Annotated in this window: 13 protein-coding genes; 7 read left to right on the top strand and 6 right to left on the bottom strand. The window is 71.6% G+C overall.

Annotated features, from left to right (window positions below):
• Positions 1-11 precede the first annotated feature (11 nt).
• Together SK095_RS13880 and SK095_RS13875 are read left to right on the top strand one after the other, a co-directional pair.
• Positions 12-2369, top strand: a complete 2358-nt coding sequence (locus tag SK095_RS13880; protein WP_320548902.1) for a penicillin acylase family protein — start codon at positions 12-14, stop codon at positions 2367-2369.
• A gap of 50 nt (positions 2370-2419) precedes the next feature.
• Entirely contained in the window at positions 2420-2956 is a 537-nt protein-coding gene (locus tag SK095_RS13875) for a DUF3087 domain-containing protein (protein WP_320546614.1), read from the top strand.
• A 10-nt stretch (positions 2957-2966) separates the two neighbouring features.
• Here the strand turns inward: SK095_RS13875 and wrbA are convergent, their stop codons facing one another.
• Both wrbA and SK095_RS13865 read right to left on the bottom strand, forming a co-directional pair.
• Positions 2967-3563 (bottom strand): NAD(P)H:quinone oxidoreductase, encoded by a 597-nt coding sequence (gene wrbA, locus SK095_RS13870; RefSeq protein ID WP_136490785.1) that lies wholly within the window; start codon positions 3561-3563, stop codon positions 2967-2969.
• 47 nt (positions 3564-3610) lie between these two features.
• Positions 3611-6277 carry an EAL domain-containing protein gene (locus SK095_RS13865; protein ID WP_320546613.1) on the bottom strand — a complete coding sequence of 889 codons (2667 nt, stop codon included), beginning with the start codon at positions 6275-6277 and terminating at the stop codon, positions 3611-3613.
• A 185-nt stretch (positions 6278-6462) separates the two neighbouring features.
• On the opposite strand from SK095_RS13865, the gene SK095_RS13860 reads away from it, so the two are divergent.
• The 5 genes from SK095_RS13860 (at position 6463) to SK095_RS13840 (ending at position 11982) form a co-directional block, all read left to right on the top strand.
• Complete coding sequence (locus SK095_RS13860) at positions 6463-7692, top strand: nucleoside recognition domain-containing protein (RefSeq protein WP_320546612.1); 1230 nt, start codon at positions 6463-6465, stop codon at positions 7690-7692.
• Between the two features lie 79 nt (positions 7693-7771).
• Positions 7772-8794, top strand: coding sequence for an AraC family transcriptional regulator (locus SK095_RS13855; protein ID WP_320546611.1), 1023 nt, complete (start codon positions 7772-7774; stop codon positions 8792-8794).
• A gap of 133 nt (positions 8795-8927) precedes the next feature.
• Positions 8928-9968, top strand: a complete 1041-nt coding sequence (locus SK095_RS13850; RefSeq protein WP_320546610.1) for a TRAP transporter substrate-binding protein — start codon at positions 8928-8930, stop codon at positions 9966-9968.
• A 34-nt stretch (positions 9969-10002) separates the two neighbouring features.
• Entirely contained in the window at positions 10003-10767 is a 765-nt protein-coding gene (locus SK095_RS13845; RefSeq protein WP_320546609.1) for a class II aldolase/adducin family protein, read from the top strand.
• A 222-nt stretch (positions 10768-10989) separates the two neighbouring features.
• The gene (locus SK095_RS13840) at positions 10990-11982 is read left to right on the top strand and encodes a 2-dehydropantoate 2-reductase (protein WP_320546608.1); all 993 of its coding nucleotides are present in this window, start codon (positions 10990-10992) and stop codon (positions 11980-11982) included.
• 84 nt (positions 11983-12066) lie between these two features.
• Here the strand turns inward: SK095_RS13840 and SK095_RS13835 are convergent, their stop codons facing one another.
• From SK095_RS13835 to SK095_RS13820, 4 genes are all read right to left on the bottom strand, one after another.
• Entirely contained in the window at positions 12067-12843 is a 777-nt protein-coding gene (locus tag SK095_RS13835) for a MetQ/NlpA family ABC transporter substrate-binding protein (RefSeq protein WP_136490791.1), read from the bottom strand.
• Between the two features lie 56 nt (positions 12844-12899).
• Positions 12900-13568 carry a methionine ABC transporter permease gene (locus tag SK095_RS13830; protein ID WP_201485551.1) on the bottom strand — a complete coding sequence of 223 codons (669 nt, stop codon included), beginning with the start codon at positions 13566-13568 and terminating at the stop codon, positions 12900-12902.
• Positions 13568-14575 carry a methionine ABC transporter ATP-binding protein gene (locus SK095_RS13825; protein ID WP_320546607.1) on the bottom strand — a complete coding sequence of 336 codons (1008 nt, stop codon included), beginning with the start codon at positions 14573-14575 and terminating at the stop codon, positions 13568-13570. The genes SK095_RS13830 and SK095_RS13825 overlap by 1 nt, the downstream gene beginning before the upstream one ends.
• Positions 14576-14687: 112 nt before the next feature.
• Positions 14688-15083 (bottom strand): hypothetical protein, encoded by a 396-nt coding sequence (locus SK095_RS13820; RefSeq protein ID WP_136490794.1) that lies wholly within the window; start codon positions 15081-15083, stop codon positions 14688-14690.
• Positions 15084-15108: the final 25 nt, after the last annotated feature.

The raw sequence follows: 15108 nt of genomic DNA, 5'->3' as shown, positions 1-15108 counted from the left end.
CGCGCCGCCGCCTGCGCCGCGTCCTGGCCGCCCTGAGCGGGCTGCTGGTGCTGGGCGCGACCGGCGGCAGCTTCTACCTGAACGAGCAGCGGCCGCAGCGCGCCGGCGAGCTGGCGTTGCCCGGCCTCGCCGCGCCGGTGGCGGTGCGCTTCGACGCCCAGGGCGTGCCGCACGTCCGTGCGCAGAACGAGGCCGACCTGTATCGCGCGCTGGGCTACCTGCACGCCCAGGAGCGGCTGTTCCAGATGGAGCTGCTGCGCCGTCTGGCGCGCGGCGAGCTGGCCGAGGTGCTCGGCGCCGGGCTGGTCGACACCGACCGCCTGTTCCGCACCTTGCGCCTGGGCGAGCGGGCCGCCGCCATGGCCGCCGCCGAGGACAAGACGGCGCCGGCCTGGCAAGCGCTGCAGGCCTACCTCGCCGGCATCAACCACTACCAGGCCAGCCGCGCCCTGCCGCTGGAGTTCGACCTGCTCGGCATCCGCCCGCGGCCGTTCAGCGCCGAGGACAGCTTCGCGGTGATCGGCTACATGGCCTACAGCTTCGCCGCCGCCCTGCGCAGCGAGCCGCTGCTGACTCATATCCGCGACCGGCTCGGCGCCGGCTACCTGGACATCTTCGGCCTCGCCGGCGCCGCGGCCGGTCCCGCGCCGGTGCTGGCCGGCGCCGACTGGCGCGGCCTGCACGCGCTGGCGCAGCTGGCCGACGCCGCTCCGGGGCGCGGTCTCAGCCAGTTCGAGGGCAGCAACGCCTGGGCGCTGAGTGGCGCGCGCACCGCCAGCGGCAAGCCGCTGCTGGCCGGCGACCCGCACATCCGCTTCAGCGTGCCGCAGGTCTGGTACAGCGCCCACCTGTCGGCGCCCGGCTTCGAGCTGTACGGCCAGCACCACGCGCTGATCCCCTTCGCCCTGCTCGGCCACAACCGCGAGTTCGGCTGGTCGCTGACCATGTTCCAGAACGACGACCTCGACCTGATCGCCGAGCGGGTCGATCCGGCCCATCCCGGCCAGGTCCGCTTCCAGGGCCGCTGGGTGGATCTGGAGAACCGCCGCGAAGTCATCCGGGTGAAGGACGGCGCCGACGTCGAGCTGACCCTGCAGCGCTCGCCGCACGGGCCGATCGTCAACGCCGCCCTCGGCGAGCTGGCCGGGCCGACGCCGATCGCCCTGCGCTGGGTGTTCCACGAGGCGCACAATCCGATCCTCGGCGCCTTCCACCGCCTCAACCGCGCGGCCAGCCTGGCCGAGGCGCGTGCCGCCGCCGCCGGCATCGCGGCGCCGGGGCTGAACATCGTCTGGGCCTCGGCCTCCGGCGACATCGCCTGGTGGGCGGCCGGGCGCCTGCTCGAGCGGCCGGCCGGCGCCCATGCGGCCTTCGTCCTCGACGGCGGCAGCGCGCAGGCGGCGGCGCCGCGCTACCTGTCGTTCGCCGCCAACCCGCACGAGGAGAACCCGGCGCGCGGCTACGTGCTGTCGGCCAACCAGGCGCCGGCCGGCTTCGCCGTGCCCGGCTACTACAACCCGGACGGGCGCTACCGGCGCCTGCGCGAGCGTCTCGACGCCCCCGGGGTGCGCTGGGACGTGGACAACAGCCAGGCGCTGCAGCTCGACGGCGGCAGCGACCTGGCGCAGCGCCTGCTGGCGCCGCTGCTCGGCGAACTGCGCGCCGCGCTGCACGGCGAGGAACTGGCGCTGCTCGAGGAGCTGGCCGCCTGGGACGGCGAGCACCGCCTCGACTCGCGCCCGGCGGTGCTGTTCAACCAGCTGCTCTACCAGCTGGCCCGCGAGGCCATGGCCGACGAGCTGGGCGGGGACTTCTTCGCCGCGCTGCTCGGCACCCGGCGAGTCACCCCGGCGCTGGTGGCGCTGGCCGCCGACCCCGGCTCGCCCTGGTGGGACGACCGCGCCACGCCTGAGCGCGAGGGCCGCGCGCAGATCGCCGCGCGCGCCTGGCGCGCCGGCCTGGCGCACCTGCGCGGCGTGCTCGGCGCCGATCCGGCGCAGTGGCAGTGGGGACGGGCGCACACCCTGACCTTCGCCCATCCGCTGGGCCGCGTCGCGCCGCTGGACCGCCTGCTCAACGTCGGCGAGTTCGCCGCGCCGGGCAGCCACGAGGTGCCCAACAACCTGGCGCACAAGTTCGGCCCGGCGCCCTGGCCGGTGGAGTACGGGCCGTCGATCCGCCGCCTGGTCGACTTCGCCGCGCCGCAGCAGGGGCTGGCCAGCGCTCCGCTGGGACAGAGCGGGGTGCCCTTCGACGACCACTACGCCGACCAGGCGCAGGACTACCTGGCCGGCGCCTACCGGCCGATGGCGCTGGACGCGGAAGAGATCGCCGCCCAGACGCGCGGCGTGCTGTGGCTGCGGCCGTGAGCCGGCCGGGCGATAATGCGCCGCCTGCCATCCGTCCAACGAGGGAACCCATGTTCGAGATCAAGCCGATCGGCCCGGAAGCCTACCGCCGGCAGACCCGCCGCAGCACCCTGACCATCCTGCTGGTGTTCGCGCCGCTGGCCATGCTGCTGTCCGGCCTGGCGGTGCTGCTGTTCGGCGAGCCCGGCGGCGACAACTTCCGCTGGAACCTCGGCGGGGTGATCGCCGGCCTGCTGCTCACCGTGCTGCTGGTGCGCCGGGTGTTCTGGACCCAGCCGTGGATGGCCGCGGCGGTGTACGGCTGGCAGCTCAAGCGCAGCCTGATGAGCGTCACCAACGTCATGCACCACGTGCAGGCCGGGGTGGCGGCCGGCGACCCGACCGCCATGAAGCTGCTGCGCTTCTACCACCTGGGCGTGACGCAGATGCACCAGCTGGACGGCAACTCCAGCGGCCTCAGCCAGATGGTCCGCGAGATCGACGCGCACCAGGCGGCCATGGTGGCGCAGGGGCTGGACCCCGAGCAGCCGCGTCTCGACCCGGCCTGGCTCGAGGCGGTGAAGCGCCACGCCGCGCCGCGGCGCTAGGGCCCGCGGTCTACTGCAGGCGCACCGCCAGCCTGGCCACGTGCTCGCCCTGGAAGCGCGCCAGGGCCAGCTCCTTGGCGCTGGGCTGGCGCGAGCCGTCGCCGCCGGCGATGGTCGCCGCGCCGTAGGGCGAGCCGCCGCGCAGCTCGCTGACGTCGCTCAGCTCCGGGGCGCTGTAGGGCAGGCCGACGATCAGCATGCCGTGGTGGGCCAGGGTGTGCCAGAACGAGGTGATGGTGGTTTCCCCACCGCCGCCGGTGCCGGTGGAGGTGAACACGCTGGCCAGCTTGCCGATCAGCGCGCCCTTGACCCACAGGCCGCCGGTCTGGTCGAGGAAGTTGCGCATCTGCGCGGCCATGTTGCCGAAGCGGGTCGGCGTGCCGAACAGGATGGCGTCGTAGTCGGCCAGCTCCTGCGGCGTGGCCACCGCCGCCTGCTGGTCGAGCTTGGCGCCGGCCTTGCGCGCGAGGTCCTCGGGCATGGTCTCCGGCACGCGCTTGAGGGTCACCGCGACCCCCGGCACGCTGGCGGCGCCGGCCGCCACCGCCTCGGCCATCTGCTCGATGTGCCCGTACATCGAGTAGTACAGCACCAGGATCTTCTTCATCGGCCGCTCTCCAGGCAGGGGGAATGCCCGTTCAGCCTAGCAGGCGCTCAGGATTGCGCGACCAGGCGCCGCGAGGCGGCCTGGGCCTGCCAGTCGCGCAGCCAGGCGGGCAACTGCTCGGCCGGCATCGGCCGGGCGATGCCGTAACCCTGGGCGAGGCGGCAGCCGAGGCGCTGCAGGGCCAGGCCGTGCTCGATGGTTTCCACGCCCTCGGCGATCACGTGGCGGTTGAAGGCGGCGGCCAGGCGGATCACGCCGTCGACGATGGCGCGGTCGTCGGGGTCGACCAGCATGTCGCGCACGAAGCTCTGGTCGATCTTCAGGGTGTCCACCGGCAGCTTGCGCAGGTAGGTCAGCGAGGAGTAGCCGGTGCCGAAGTCGTCGAGGGCGAAGCGCACGCCCAGCGCGGCGCAGCGCTGCATGACGGCGATGGCGCGCGGCAGGTCGGTGAGCGCCGCGGTCTCGAGGATCTCCAGCTCCAGGCGCTCGCGCGGCACCTGCGGATGACGCTCGAGCAGGCGCTGGAGGTCGTCGACGAAATCGGCGTGCATCAGCTGGTGGGCGCTGATGTTGACGCTGACGCTGAACTGCAGGCCGGCGTGCAGCCACTGCTCGAGCTGCGCCAGGGCGCTGGCCAGCACCCAGTCGCCGAGCGCGCGCTCCATGGCCTCGACGGCCTCGATGTAGGGCAGGAAGGCGCCGGGGGCGAGCAGGCCGCGCTCGGGGTCCTGCCAGCGGATCAGCGCCTCGACGCCGATCACCCGGCCATCGCCGAGGTCGACCTTGGGCTGGTAGTGGAGGACGAACTCGCCGCGCGCCAGGGCCAGGCGCAGGCGCTCCAGCTGGCGGCGCTGGCACTGGGCCTTGCGGTCACTCTCCGGGTCGAACAGGTGGAAGCGGTTCTTGCCGGCTTCCTTGGCGAGGAACATCGCCTGGTCGGCATGGCGCAGCAGGGTGTCGCCGTCGGCGTTGTCCTCGGGGTACAGGCTGACGCCGATGCTCGCCGTGGCGTGCAACTGGCTGCCGGCGACGGTCAGCGGGGTGGCGATGGCCGCCTGCACGCGGTCGAGGAGCGCCGGGCAGCCCTGCGCGGCGTCGATGTCGGTGAGCAGCAGGGCGAAGCTGTCGCCGCCGAGATGGGCCAGGGTATCGTCGGCGCGCAGCGCCGCCTTCAGATTGTCGGCCACCGCGCGCAGCAGCTGGTCGCCGGCGGCGTGGCCGTGGCGCTCGTTGATCTGGCGGAAGTCGTCGAGGTCGAACTGGCAGACCGCCAGGGTCTTGCCGGAGCGCGCCGCGCGGGCGATGGCCTGCTCCAGGCGGTCGCCGAGCAGGCGGCGGTTGGGCAGGCCGGTCAGCGGGTCGTAGTGCGCCGCGCGGTCCAGCTCGGCCTGGTGGTTCTTCAGTGGGCTGATGTCGGAGAACAGCCCGACGTAGTGGCGCACGCTGCCGTCGTCGTCGCGCACCACCGACAGCGACAGCAGCTGGGCGTAGCGCTCGCCGTTCTTGCGCCGGCTCCACACCTCGCCGCTCCAGAAGCCCTGCGTCTGCAGGCTGCGCCACGGGGTGTCGTCGCTGCTGGTGGTGTCGGCGGCCAGCCACACCGGCTGCTGGCCGAGCGCCTCGGCCGGGCTGTAGCCGGTGATCCGGGTGAACGCCGGATTGACGCGGACGATGTGTCGCTCGCCGTCGAGGACCATGATGCCCTCGTAGCTGGACTCGAACAGCGCCGCCGCTTCGCGCTGGGCCAGCTCGATGCGCTGGCGCTCGGTGATGTCGCGGGCGATGCCGAACAGCCCGGAGACGGCGCCGGTCTCGTCGAGCAGCGGCCCCCTGCTGACCGAGAACACCAGGCGGCGGCCCTGCTCGCTTTCCAGCGCCTCGTCACAGGTGCGCACCTGGCCGCTGGCGATCACCTCGGCGTCGTGCCGGGCGATCAGTTCGGCGCTGACTGGCGAGAACAGCTCGGCATCGCGCTTGCCGACGAAGTCGTCGAGCGCGCGGCCGACGAAGGCGGCGGCGGCCCGGTTGCCGAGCAGGTAGCGGCCGGCGCGGTCCTTGACGAAGATGGCGTCGTCGCTGCCGGAGACGATGGCATCGAGCAGGCGGCGGTTGAAGTCCAGGCCCTCGCGGGTGCGTCTGAGCTGCTCGATGATCACGCTGAGCGCGGCGCCGATCAGCACGAAGAAGAACAGCTGCAGGCGCTCGGCCTGGGAGTCGACGGCCGGTTCGCCAGTCGGGGCGAGGAACAGGAAGGCCATGCCGAGCGCGGCAGTCAGGGTGGCCAGCAGGCCGGAGCGCAGGCCGCCGAGCAGGGCGCTGAGGGCGACCGGCAGGATGAACAGGATCATCAGCGGGCGGCCGTCGAGCAGGCCGTCGAGGCTCTGCCGCAGGCCCAGGGTGGCCAGGGTGAGGGCCACGGCGAACAGGCAGGCGACGCAGCCCCGCCGCCGTGGCGTCGCGGCGACGGCCAGGCGGTCGAGCTGCGCGGCGACGCCATCGGCCGTCGGCGATGGCACCGCGCGCAGGGCGAGGTACAGCAGCACTGTGGTGGTCAGCACGAACAGTCCGCCCTTCCAGCTCGAGGCGAGCAGGAGGGCGTCGCGGTCGGTGAACAGCGCCAGCAGGTTGTCGGACAGGAATATCCAGCCGAGTCCCAGCAGGCAGTAGGTCAGCGTCACCAGACGAATGAACGGCGTGCGCGCCAGCTTGGCCATGAGGGACTCTCCGCATCCAGTGGGGCGATGGTGCCACAGTGTCGGGGGACCGACCACGCACGGAACGCAAGGTCTTTGCGCCGGGGCGGCCGGACCCGCGCCCTGGCGCCGGGCTGGCGCTGGGCGGGTGACCCTGGCCGCTGCGGGCCGCTATCATCGGTCGCCTGATCCGGGGGAGATTCACCATGCTCAACGGCCTGTGGCTGGGCTTTTTCGTCATCGCGGCCGTCGCCGCCTTCGGTCGCTGGCTGGTCGGCGACGACGCCGGCGTGTTCGCCGCCATGGTCGAGAGCCTGTTCGCCATGGCCAAGCTGTCGGTCGAGGTGATGATCGTGCTGTTCGGCACCCTGACCCTGTGGCTGGGCTTCCTGCGCATCGCCGAGCGCGCCGGGCTGGTCGAGCGCCTCGCCGTGCTGCTGGCGCCGCTGTTCCGCCGGCTGATGCCGGAGGTGCCATCCGGCCATCCGGCGCTCGGCCTGATCACCCTCAACTTCACCGCCAACGCCCTGGGCCTGGACAACGCGGCGACGCCCATCGGCCTCAAGGCCATGCGCGCCCTGCAGGAGCTCAACCCCAGCCAGACCACGGCGAGCAACGCGCAGATCCTGTTCCTGGTGCTCAACGCCTCGTCGCTGACCCTGCTGCCGGTGTCGATCTTCATGTACCGCGTGCAGCAGGGCGCCGCGGACCCCACCCTGGTGTTCCTGCCAATCCTGCTGGCCACCAGCGCCTCGACCCTCGCCGGCCTGCTGTCGGTGGCCTTCATGCAGCGCCTGCGCCTGTTTGATCCGGTGGTGCTGGCCTGGCTGGGTGGCGCCGCCTTGGCGCTGGGCGCATTCATGACCTTCCTCGCCGGGCTGTCGGCCACGGCGCTGGCGTCGCTGTCCTCGCTGCTCGGCAACCTGACCCTGTTCGGCCTGATCCTCGCCTTCCTGCTGTTCGGCGCGTTCAAGCGGGTGCCGGTGTACGAGGCGTTCGTGGAAGGAGCGAAGGAAGGCTTCGAGGTGGCGAAAAACCTGCTGCCCTACCTGGTCGCCATGCTCTGCGCGGTGGGTGTGCTGCGCGCCTCCGGGGCGCTGGAGTTCGGCCTCGACGGCATCCGATGGCTGATCGAGGCGCTCGGCTGGGACACCCGCTTCGTCGATGCCCTGCCCACCGCGCTGGTCAAGCCGTTCTCCGGCAGCGCGGCGCGCGCCATGCTGATCGAGACCATGCAGAGCCACGGCGTCGACAGCTTCCCGGCGCTGGTCGCCGCCACCATGCAGGGCAGCACCGAGACCACCTTCTATGTGCTCGCCGTGTACTTCGGCGCGGTCGGCATCCAGCGCGCCCGCCATGCGGTGGGCTGCGCGCTGCTCGCCGACCTGGCCGGGGTGCTGGCGTCGATCGGCGTGTGCTACTGGTTCTTCGGTTGAGGGCACGACGGCCGGCGGCTTGGCGTGCGGCGGGCTGCGTGCTAGAGATGGCAGGCACGTTCGCCGGAGTTCGCCGCCCATGACGCCCCCTGCCACCCCCGCGCTGCCCCTCGCCGAGCTGGACAGCCTGAGCCAGCGCGCCGAGCAGCTGCGCCAGGCGGCGCAGTGGCGGCTGAGCACCCGCGACCTCGAGCAGGCCTCGAGCGGCCTGCACGAGAGTTACAGCCCGCACCGCATGCGCCTGCACGGCGACCCGGCGGCCTTCGAGATGCGCCTGGCGCGTCAGCCGCTGGGCAGCCTGGAACTGAGCTGCCTGTCGTTCGGCACCGAGGTCGAGCTGGAGCAGGCCTGGACCACCGACTTCGTGCTGGTGACCACCCAGCTGTGCGGCCACTCGCAGGTCCGCACCCGCGCCGACGAGGTGCAGGGCGCCGCCGGGCTGATCGTCGTCGACTCGCCGGAGGCGCCGGTCACCAAGCGCTTCAGCCCGGACAGCTGGCGTCTCAACCTGCGCATCGGCCGCCCGGCCATCGAACGCCTGTTCGAGCGCCTCTACGAGCGGCCCCTGCACGGGCCGATGCACTTCCATCCCGCCATCGCCCAGGACAGCGCCCTGCACGAGCGCTGGCTGGCACTGCTGCGCCTGGTGACCAGTCAGTTGGGCACGTCCTCGGCGCCGGCGCTGCTCGGCCCGCTGGAGGAGATGGCGATGCTCCTGCTGCTCACCGAGCAGCCGCACAACCACGCGAACCTGGCGCAGGCCGCCCCGCCGTTGCCGGCGCCCCGCCATGTGCGCCGCGCCGAGGAGTTCATGCGCGCCAATCTCGGCGAGCCGCTGACCCTCGCGGCCATCGCCGCGGCCAGCGGCACCAGCATCCGCAGCCTCACCGCGGGCTTCCGCCAGTTCCGCCAGACCACGCCGATGCGCTGGCTGCACGAGCAGCGCCTGCAGGCGGTGCGCCGCCACCTGCAGCAGGCCCGCGCCGACGAGAGCGTGTCGAGCATCGCCCTGCACTGGGGCTTCGGCCATCTCGGCCGCTTCGCCGGCGACTACCTGCGCCGCTTCGGCGAGGCGCCCTCGGCGACCCTGCGCCGCCCCTGAGCGATTCCCGCCCGATCCGGACAGCCCCGGCCGGATGCGGATAGTCCTGTTCGCACTCGTCGGCCAGGATAAGCCTGCCTGACCGCCGCGCCCCGCGCGGCGCCTACAAGAACAACAATCTGCGAGGTTCCCCATGAAGCCCGTGCTCACGCGCCTGGCCGTGTCCCTGGCGCTGTCCTGCGCGGCCGGTTCCGCCCTGGCCGCTCCCGTCACCCTCAAGGTCGCGCATTTCCTGCCCAGTACCTCCAGCGCCCAGCAGAAGGTCATCCAGCCCTGGTGCGACGAACTCGAGCAGGCCTCGGCCGGCCGCCTGGTCTGCCAGATCTATCCGTCCATGCAGCTGGGCGGCACCCCGGCCAAGCTGGCCGACCAGGTCCGCCAGGGGGTGGCCGACGTGGTGTGGACGGCGCCGGGCTATGCCGCCGGGCGCTTCCCGAAGACCGAGGCACTGGAGCTGCCGGGCGTGCTGCCGCAGGGCGGTCTGGCCGCCGGGCGGGTGATCTGGAATTTCTACCAGCAGCAGCTGACCGACGAGTACGCGGCCTACAAGGTGCTCGCCCTGCACGGCGACGGCGGCATGAACCTGCACACCACCAGCCGCCCGCTGCGCAGCTCGGCCGACCTGCAGGGCCTGCGCCTGCGCGCGCCCAACCGCACCATCTCGCGCACCCTCGAGGCGCTCGGCGTGGTGCCGGTGGCGATGCCGCCGGCGCTGGTCACCGAGTCGCTGTCCAAGGGCGTGGTGGATGGCGCCTCGGCGGTCTGGGAGGTGCTGGCGCCGACCAAGATGGACGAGATCACCCGTCACCACCTCGACACCCCTGCCGACCAGCCGGTGCTGGGCGCCACCGTGCTGGCGATGCTGATGAACCAGCGCACCTACGACCGCCTGCCGGCCGACCTGCGCGCGATCGTCGACCAGCACAGCGGGCTGGCCCTGGTCGAGCGCTTCGGCCGGGTGTGGGACGAGGCCGGCGAGGCGACGCGGCAGAAGGTCATCAAGGAGGGCCACGAGGTCCATCGCCTGGCCGAGGACGACTACCGCCAGGTGCTCGAGCGCCTGCGCCCGGTCGAGCAGCAGTGGGTCGCCGAGGCGGCGGCCAAGGGCATCGACGGCCAGGCGCTGCTCGACGCCGCGCGCGCCCTGACGGCGCAGGCCCAGGCTGCGCGCTGAACCCCCGACAAGACCCTTTCAGGAGGAGAGAAGCATGAGCAACAACTACTACGAGCGTCCGCAGCGCTTCAGTGAAGCGGAGTGGCAGGCGCGGGTCAAACTGGCCGCCGCCTACCGGATCTTCGACCATCTCGGCTGGTCCGAGTCGATCTACAACCACATCTCCCTGCGCGTGCCGGGCCCGGACAAGCACTTCCTGACCAATCCCTTCGGCCTGCACTACTCCGAGGTGTGCGCCTCGAACCTGGTCAAGGTCGACGTGCAGGGCAACGTCATCGGCCACTCGGACTGGCCGATCAACCCGGCCGGCTTCACCTTCCACGGGGTGATCCACGATCGGGTGGCCGATGGCCACTGCGTGATGCACGTGCACACCACGCCGACCATGGGCGTCTGCTGCCTGGAGGAAGGCCTGGAGTTCAGCAACTTCTACGCCGCGCAGCTGTTCGGCAAGATCGCCTACCACGAGTTCGAGGGCATCACCGTGCATGCCGGCGAGGGCGAACGCATCCTCGACAGTGCCCAGGGCAAGCCGGTGCTGCTGCTGCGCAACCACGGCCCGGTGGTCATCGGCGCGACCCTGGCGCAGGCCTTCTCGCTGATGTGGCTGGTGCAGCGCGCCTGCGAGGTGCAGCTGGCGACCCGCTCGATGGGCAAGGCGCGGATGATCCCCGAGCAGGTGCTGCGCAAGTGCGTGGCCGACTCGCTGAACTTCGATCCGAAGTACGGCGCCGGCGAGGATGCCTTCTGCGCGTTCACCCGGCTGATCGAGCGCGTCGATCCGAGCTATCGCCACTGAGCGGCGACGAGCCGCTCTTGTAGGGGCGAATTCATTCGCCAAGGGGCGCGAAGCACCCCCGGAGCCATCAAGGGCAGGCCATCGGCCTGCTTGGCGAATAAATTCGCCCCTACGCCACGCGATTGCTCCGGATTTTCGGCCAAGGTCTTGTCTGGACGCTTCGCGGAGTTCTTCAATGGGCGTTCAGATGAGCCCTCCCCGGGCCTCACAGGAGAATCGAGCATGAAGGTCTGTATTGTCGGCGCCGGCGCGATCGGCGGTTTCCTCGGCAGCAAGCTCGCCGCGGCGGGCGCCAGCGTCAGCGCCCTGGCGCGCGGCGCCACCCTGGAGGCGCTGCGCCGCCACGGCTGGCGCCTGCAAACCGGCGAGGGCCTGCTGCAGGCGCCGCTGGCGGCGGCCGAGGAGCAGGCCGAGGCGCTCGGCGTGCAGGATCTGCTGATCATCGCGGTCAAGGGTCAGGCACTGGCCGATCTGGCGCCGCGCCTCGCGCCGCTGATCGGGCCCGAGACGCTGGTGCTGCCGGCGATGAACGGTGTGCCCTGGTGGTTCTGCCAGGGCCTGCCGGGCTTCGAGGCGCCGCTGGCCAGCGTCGATCCGAGCGGCGCCATCGCGCGGACCATCCCGCTGGAGCGGGTCGTCGGCTGCGTGGTGCACGCCAGCTGCACCGCTCCGGAACCGGGGCTGGTGCGCCACGTGATGGGCAACGGGCTGATCGTCGGCGAGCCGGCCGGCGGCGCCTCCGCGCGGGTGCAGCAACTGGCCGGTTTGCTGGAAAGGGCCGGCTTCGCCGTCACCGTCAGTGCCGATATCCGCTACGACATCTGGTACAAGCTGTGGGGCAACCTGACCATGAATCCGGTCTCGGCGATCACCGGCGCCACCATCGATCGCCTGCTGGACGACGAGCTGGTGCGCCAGTTCTGCTCGGCGGCTATGCGCGAGGCGGCCGCCATCGGCCGGCTGATCGGCTGCGAGGTGACCCAGAGCCCCGACGAGCGCCATGCGGTGACCCGCAAGCTGGGCGCGTTCAAGACCTCGATGCTGCAGGACGCCGAGGCGGGACGCGCCATCGAGCTGGACGGCATCGTCGGCGCGGTGCAGGAGATCGGCCGGCGCGTGGGCGTCGAGACACCGAACATCGATGCCCTGCTCGGCCTGACGCGGCTGTTCGCGCGGGTGCATGGCCTGTATCCGCAGGCCGCGCCTCAGGGCTGAGGACTTCGGTCGGTTCAGGCCACAAACGCGAAGCCCCCGCAGGTGCGGGGGCTTCGTTCATTGCAGGGGCTGCCTAGGCGGCGCTCAGAACGCCGGCACCACCGCGCCCTTGTACTTGTCGGCGATGAAGGCCTTCACCTCGTCGCTGTGCAGGGCCTTGGCCAGCTTCTGCATGGCTTCGCTGTCCTTGTTGTCGGCACGGCTGACCAGGATGTTGACGTAGGGCGAGTCGTTGCCCTCGATGGCCAGGGCGTCCTTGGTCGGGGTCAGGCCGGCTTCCAGGGCGTAGTTGGTGTTGATCAGCGCCAGGTCGACCTGCTTGAGCACGCGCGGCAGGGTGGCCGCTTCCAGTTCGCGCACCTGGATCTGCTTCGGATTGGCGGCGATGTCCTTGGGCGTGGCGGTGATGCCGGCGCCGTCCTTGAGGGTGATCACCCCGGCCTTGGCCAGCAGCAGCAGGGCACGGCCGCCGTTGGTGGCGTCGTTGGGGATGGCCACGCTGGCGCCCTCGGGCAGCTCGTCGAGCTTCTTGAACTTGCTGGAGTAGGCGCCGAACGGCTCGATGTGCACGCCGGTCACGCTGACCAGCGAGGTCTTGCGGCTGGCGTTGAACTCGTCGAGGTAGGGCTGGTGCTGGAAGAAGTTGGCGTCGAGGTTGCCCTGCTGCACCTGCAGGTTGGGCTGCACGTAGTCGGTGAACACGCGCACCTTCAGTTCCACCCCCTGCTTGGCCAGCATCGGCTTGACCACTTCGAGGATCTCCGCGTGCGGCACCGGGGTGGCGGCGACGTTGAGGGTCTGCGCCTGGGCGGTGGCGGAGAAGGCGGCGAACAGGGTCGCGGCAGCCAGCAGTTTTTTCATTGTTGAGCTCCTTGTGGGATGGAACGCCGGGCCGGCGGATGGCCGGCCCGGTCGGATTACTTGCGCGAGAAGCGCATCACCAGGCGGTCGCCGGCGCTCTGCAGCACCTGCACCAGCACCAGCAGGAGGATCACGGTGACCGCCATGACGTCGGGCTGGTAGCGCTGGTAACCGTAGCGCACGGCGAGATCGCCGAGGCCGCCGCCGCCGATCAGGCCGGACATGGCGGTGTAGGACACCAGGGTGATGGCGGTGACGGTGACCGCGGCGAGCAGGCCGGGGCGCGCCTCGGGCAGCAGCGCGGCGAGGATGATCTGCCGGGTGCTGGCGCCCATCGCCTGGGTCGCCTCGATGATGCCGCGGTCGACCTCGCGCAACGCGGTCTCGGCCAGGCGGGCGAACAGCGGGGTGGCGCCGACCACCAGCGGCGGGATGGCGCCGACGGCGCCCAGCGAGGTGCCGACGATCAGCTCGGTCAGCGGGATCATCAGGATCAGCAGGATGACGAAGGGCACCGAGCGCAGCACGTTGACCACCAGCGACAGCAGGCGGTACAGCGGCGGGTTGTCGAACAGCTGGCGCGGGCCGCTGAGGAACAGCAGCACGCCGAGCGGCAGGCCGAGCAGCACGGTGAACAGCAAGGATCCGCCGAGCATCGCCAGGGTATCGAGGCTGGCCTGCCAGATCTCCGGCCAGAACACGTTGGGCAGCAGTTTCTCCAGCATCAGCGCAGTACCTCGACATGCACGTCGGCGGCATCGAGGCGCGCCAGGGCGGCGTCCAGGTCGCCGCCGGTGAGGGCCAGGGTCAGCTGGCCGTAGGGGGTCTCGCGGATGCGGTCGATGCGTCCGGCGAGGATGCTGTAGTCGACCCCGGTGTCGCGCGCGACCTGGCCGAGCAGCGGGGCGTAGGTGGCCTCGCCGCGGAAGGTCAGGCGCAGGATGCGCCCGGGCACGTGGGCGAAGTCGTCCTGCTGGGCGTCTGCGTCGACGTGCTCGTCCTCCAGCACGAAGCGCTTGGTGGTCGGGTGCTGCGGATGGAGGAACACGTCGGCCACCGCGCCCTGCTCGACGATCACCCCGCCGTCCATCACCGCCACGCGGTCGCAGACGCGGCGGATCACGTCCATCTCGTGGGTGATCAGCACGATGGTCAGCTTCAGCTCGCGGTTGATCTCGGCCAGCAGCTGCAGCACCTGGCCGGTGGTCTGCGGGTCGAGGGCGCTGGTGGCCTCGTCGCACAGCAGGATCTTCGGCTCCAGGGCCAGCGCGCGGGCGATGCCGACGCGCTGCTTCTGGCCGCCGGAGAGCTGCGCCGGGTACTTGTGCGCGTGCTCGGCGAGGCCGACGCGGGCCAGCAGCTCGGCGACGCGGGCGTCGATGGCCGCGGCCGGCAGCTCGCCGGCCAGCCTGAGCGGCAGGGCGACGTTGTCGGCGACGGTCTTCGAGGCCAGCAGGTTGAAGTGCTGGAAGATCATGCCGATGCGCTGGCGCAGGCGGCGCAGGTCGGCGGCGTCGAGGGCGGTGGCGTCGGTGCCGTCGATCAGGATGCGCCCGCCGGAGGGCTCCTCGAGGCGGTTGATCAGGCGCAGCAGGGTGCTCTTGCCGGCGCCGGAGTGGCCGATCAGGCCGAAGATCTCGCCGGCGCCGACCTGCAGGGAGGTGGGCTGCAGGGCGGGAATGTCGCGGCCATTGACCCGGTACGCCTTGTGGACGTTGTCGAAGTGGATCACGGGAAAACCTTGTGGGTGAGGGAACGGGCCCTGGCGGCAGAGTCTAGCGGCCCGCTTTTAGTGCGGAAAATGCTTTGAAAGACTATCGATATAGCTGATCGAACGGGAGTCTCTATTCGGCGATCTCGCCGCCGACATCCGCCGGCGGCGTCGGCTGCAGCGCGCCACCCAGGCCGTTGGTCAGCGCCGGCGCCTTGGGCATCAGCGCGCGGGCCCGCGCCAGGGCGGTGGTGGCGGCGTTCAGGTCGCCGCGCTCGAGGGCCTGCTGGCTGCGCTGCAGCCAGGCGTCGGCGAGCAGGCGCTGGTAGTGCTCGACCTGTGCCGCATCGCGGGCGCGCAGGTGGCCGAGGGTGACTCCGGCGGCCTCCAGTTCGCCGGCGCCGAGCAGGCGCTCGAACTGCTGGCGCTCGCGGGCCTGGGCGCGCGCGTCCTCGCTCCACGGCAGGCTCTGGCAGGCGCCGAGCAGCAGCAGGGCGAGCAGCGGCAGGCAGCGAAGGGCACGGGTCATGGCTCAGGCCTCGGACTGTTCAGAA

Origin of the sequence: Pseudomonas sp. AN-1 (assembly GCF_034057115.1) — a bacterium.
Classification (GTDB): Bacteria; Pseudomonadota; Gammaproteobacteria; order Pseudomonadales; family Pseudomonadaceae; genus Geopseudomonas.
Note: the sequence above shows the minus strand (reverse complement) of the source record. Positions and strands in the feature narration are given on the sequence as shown.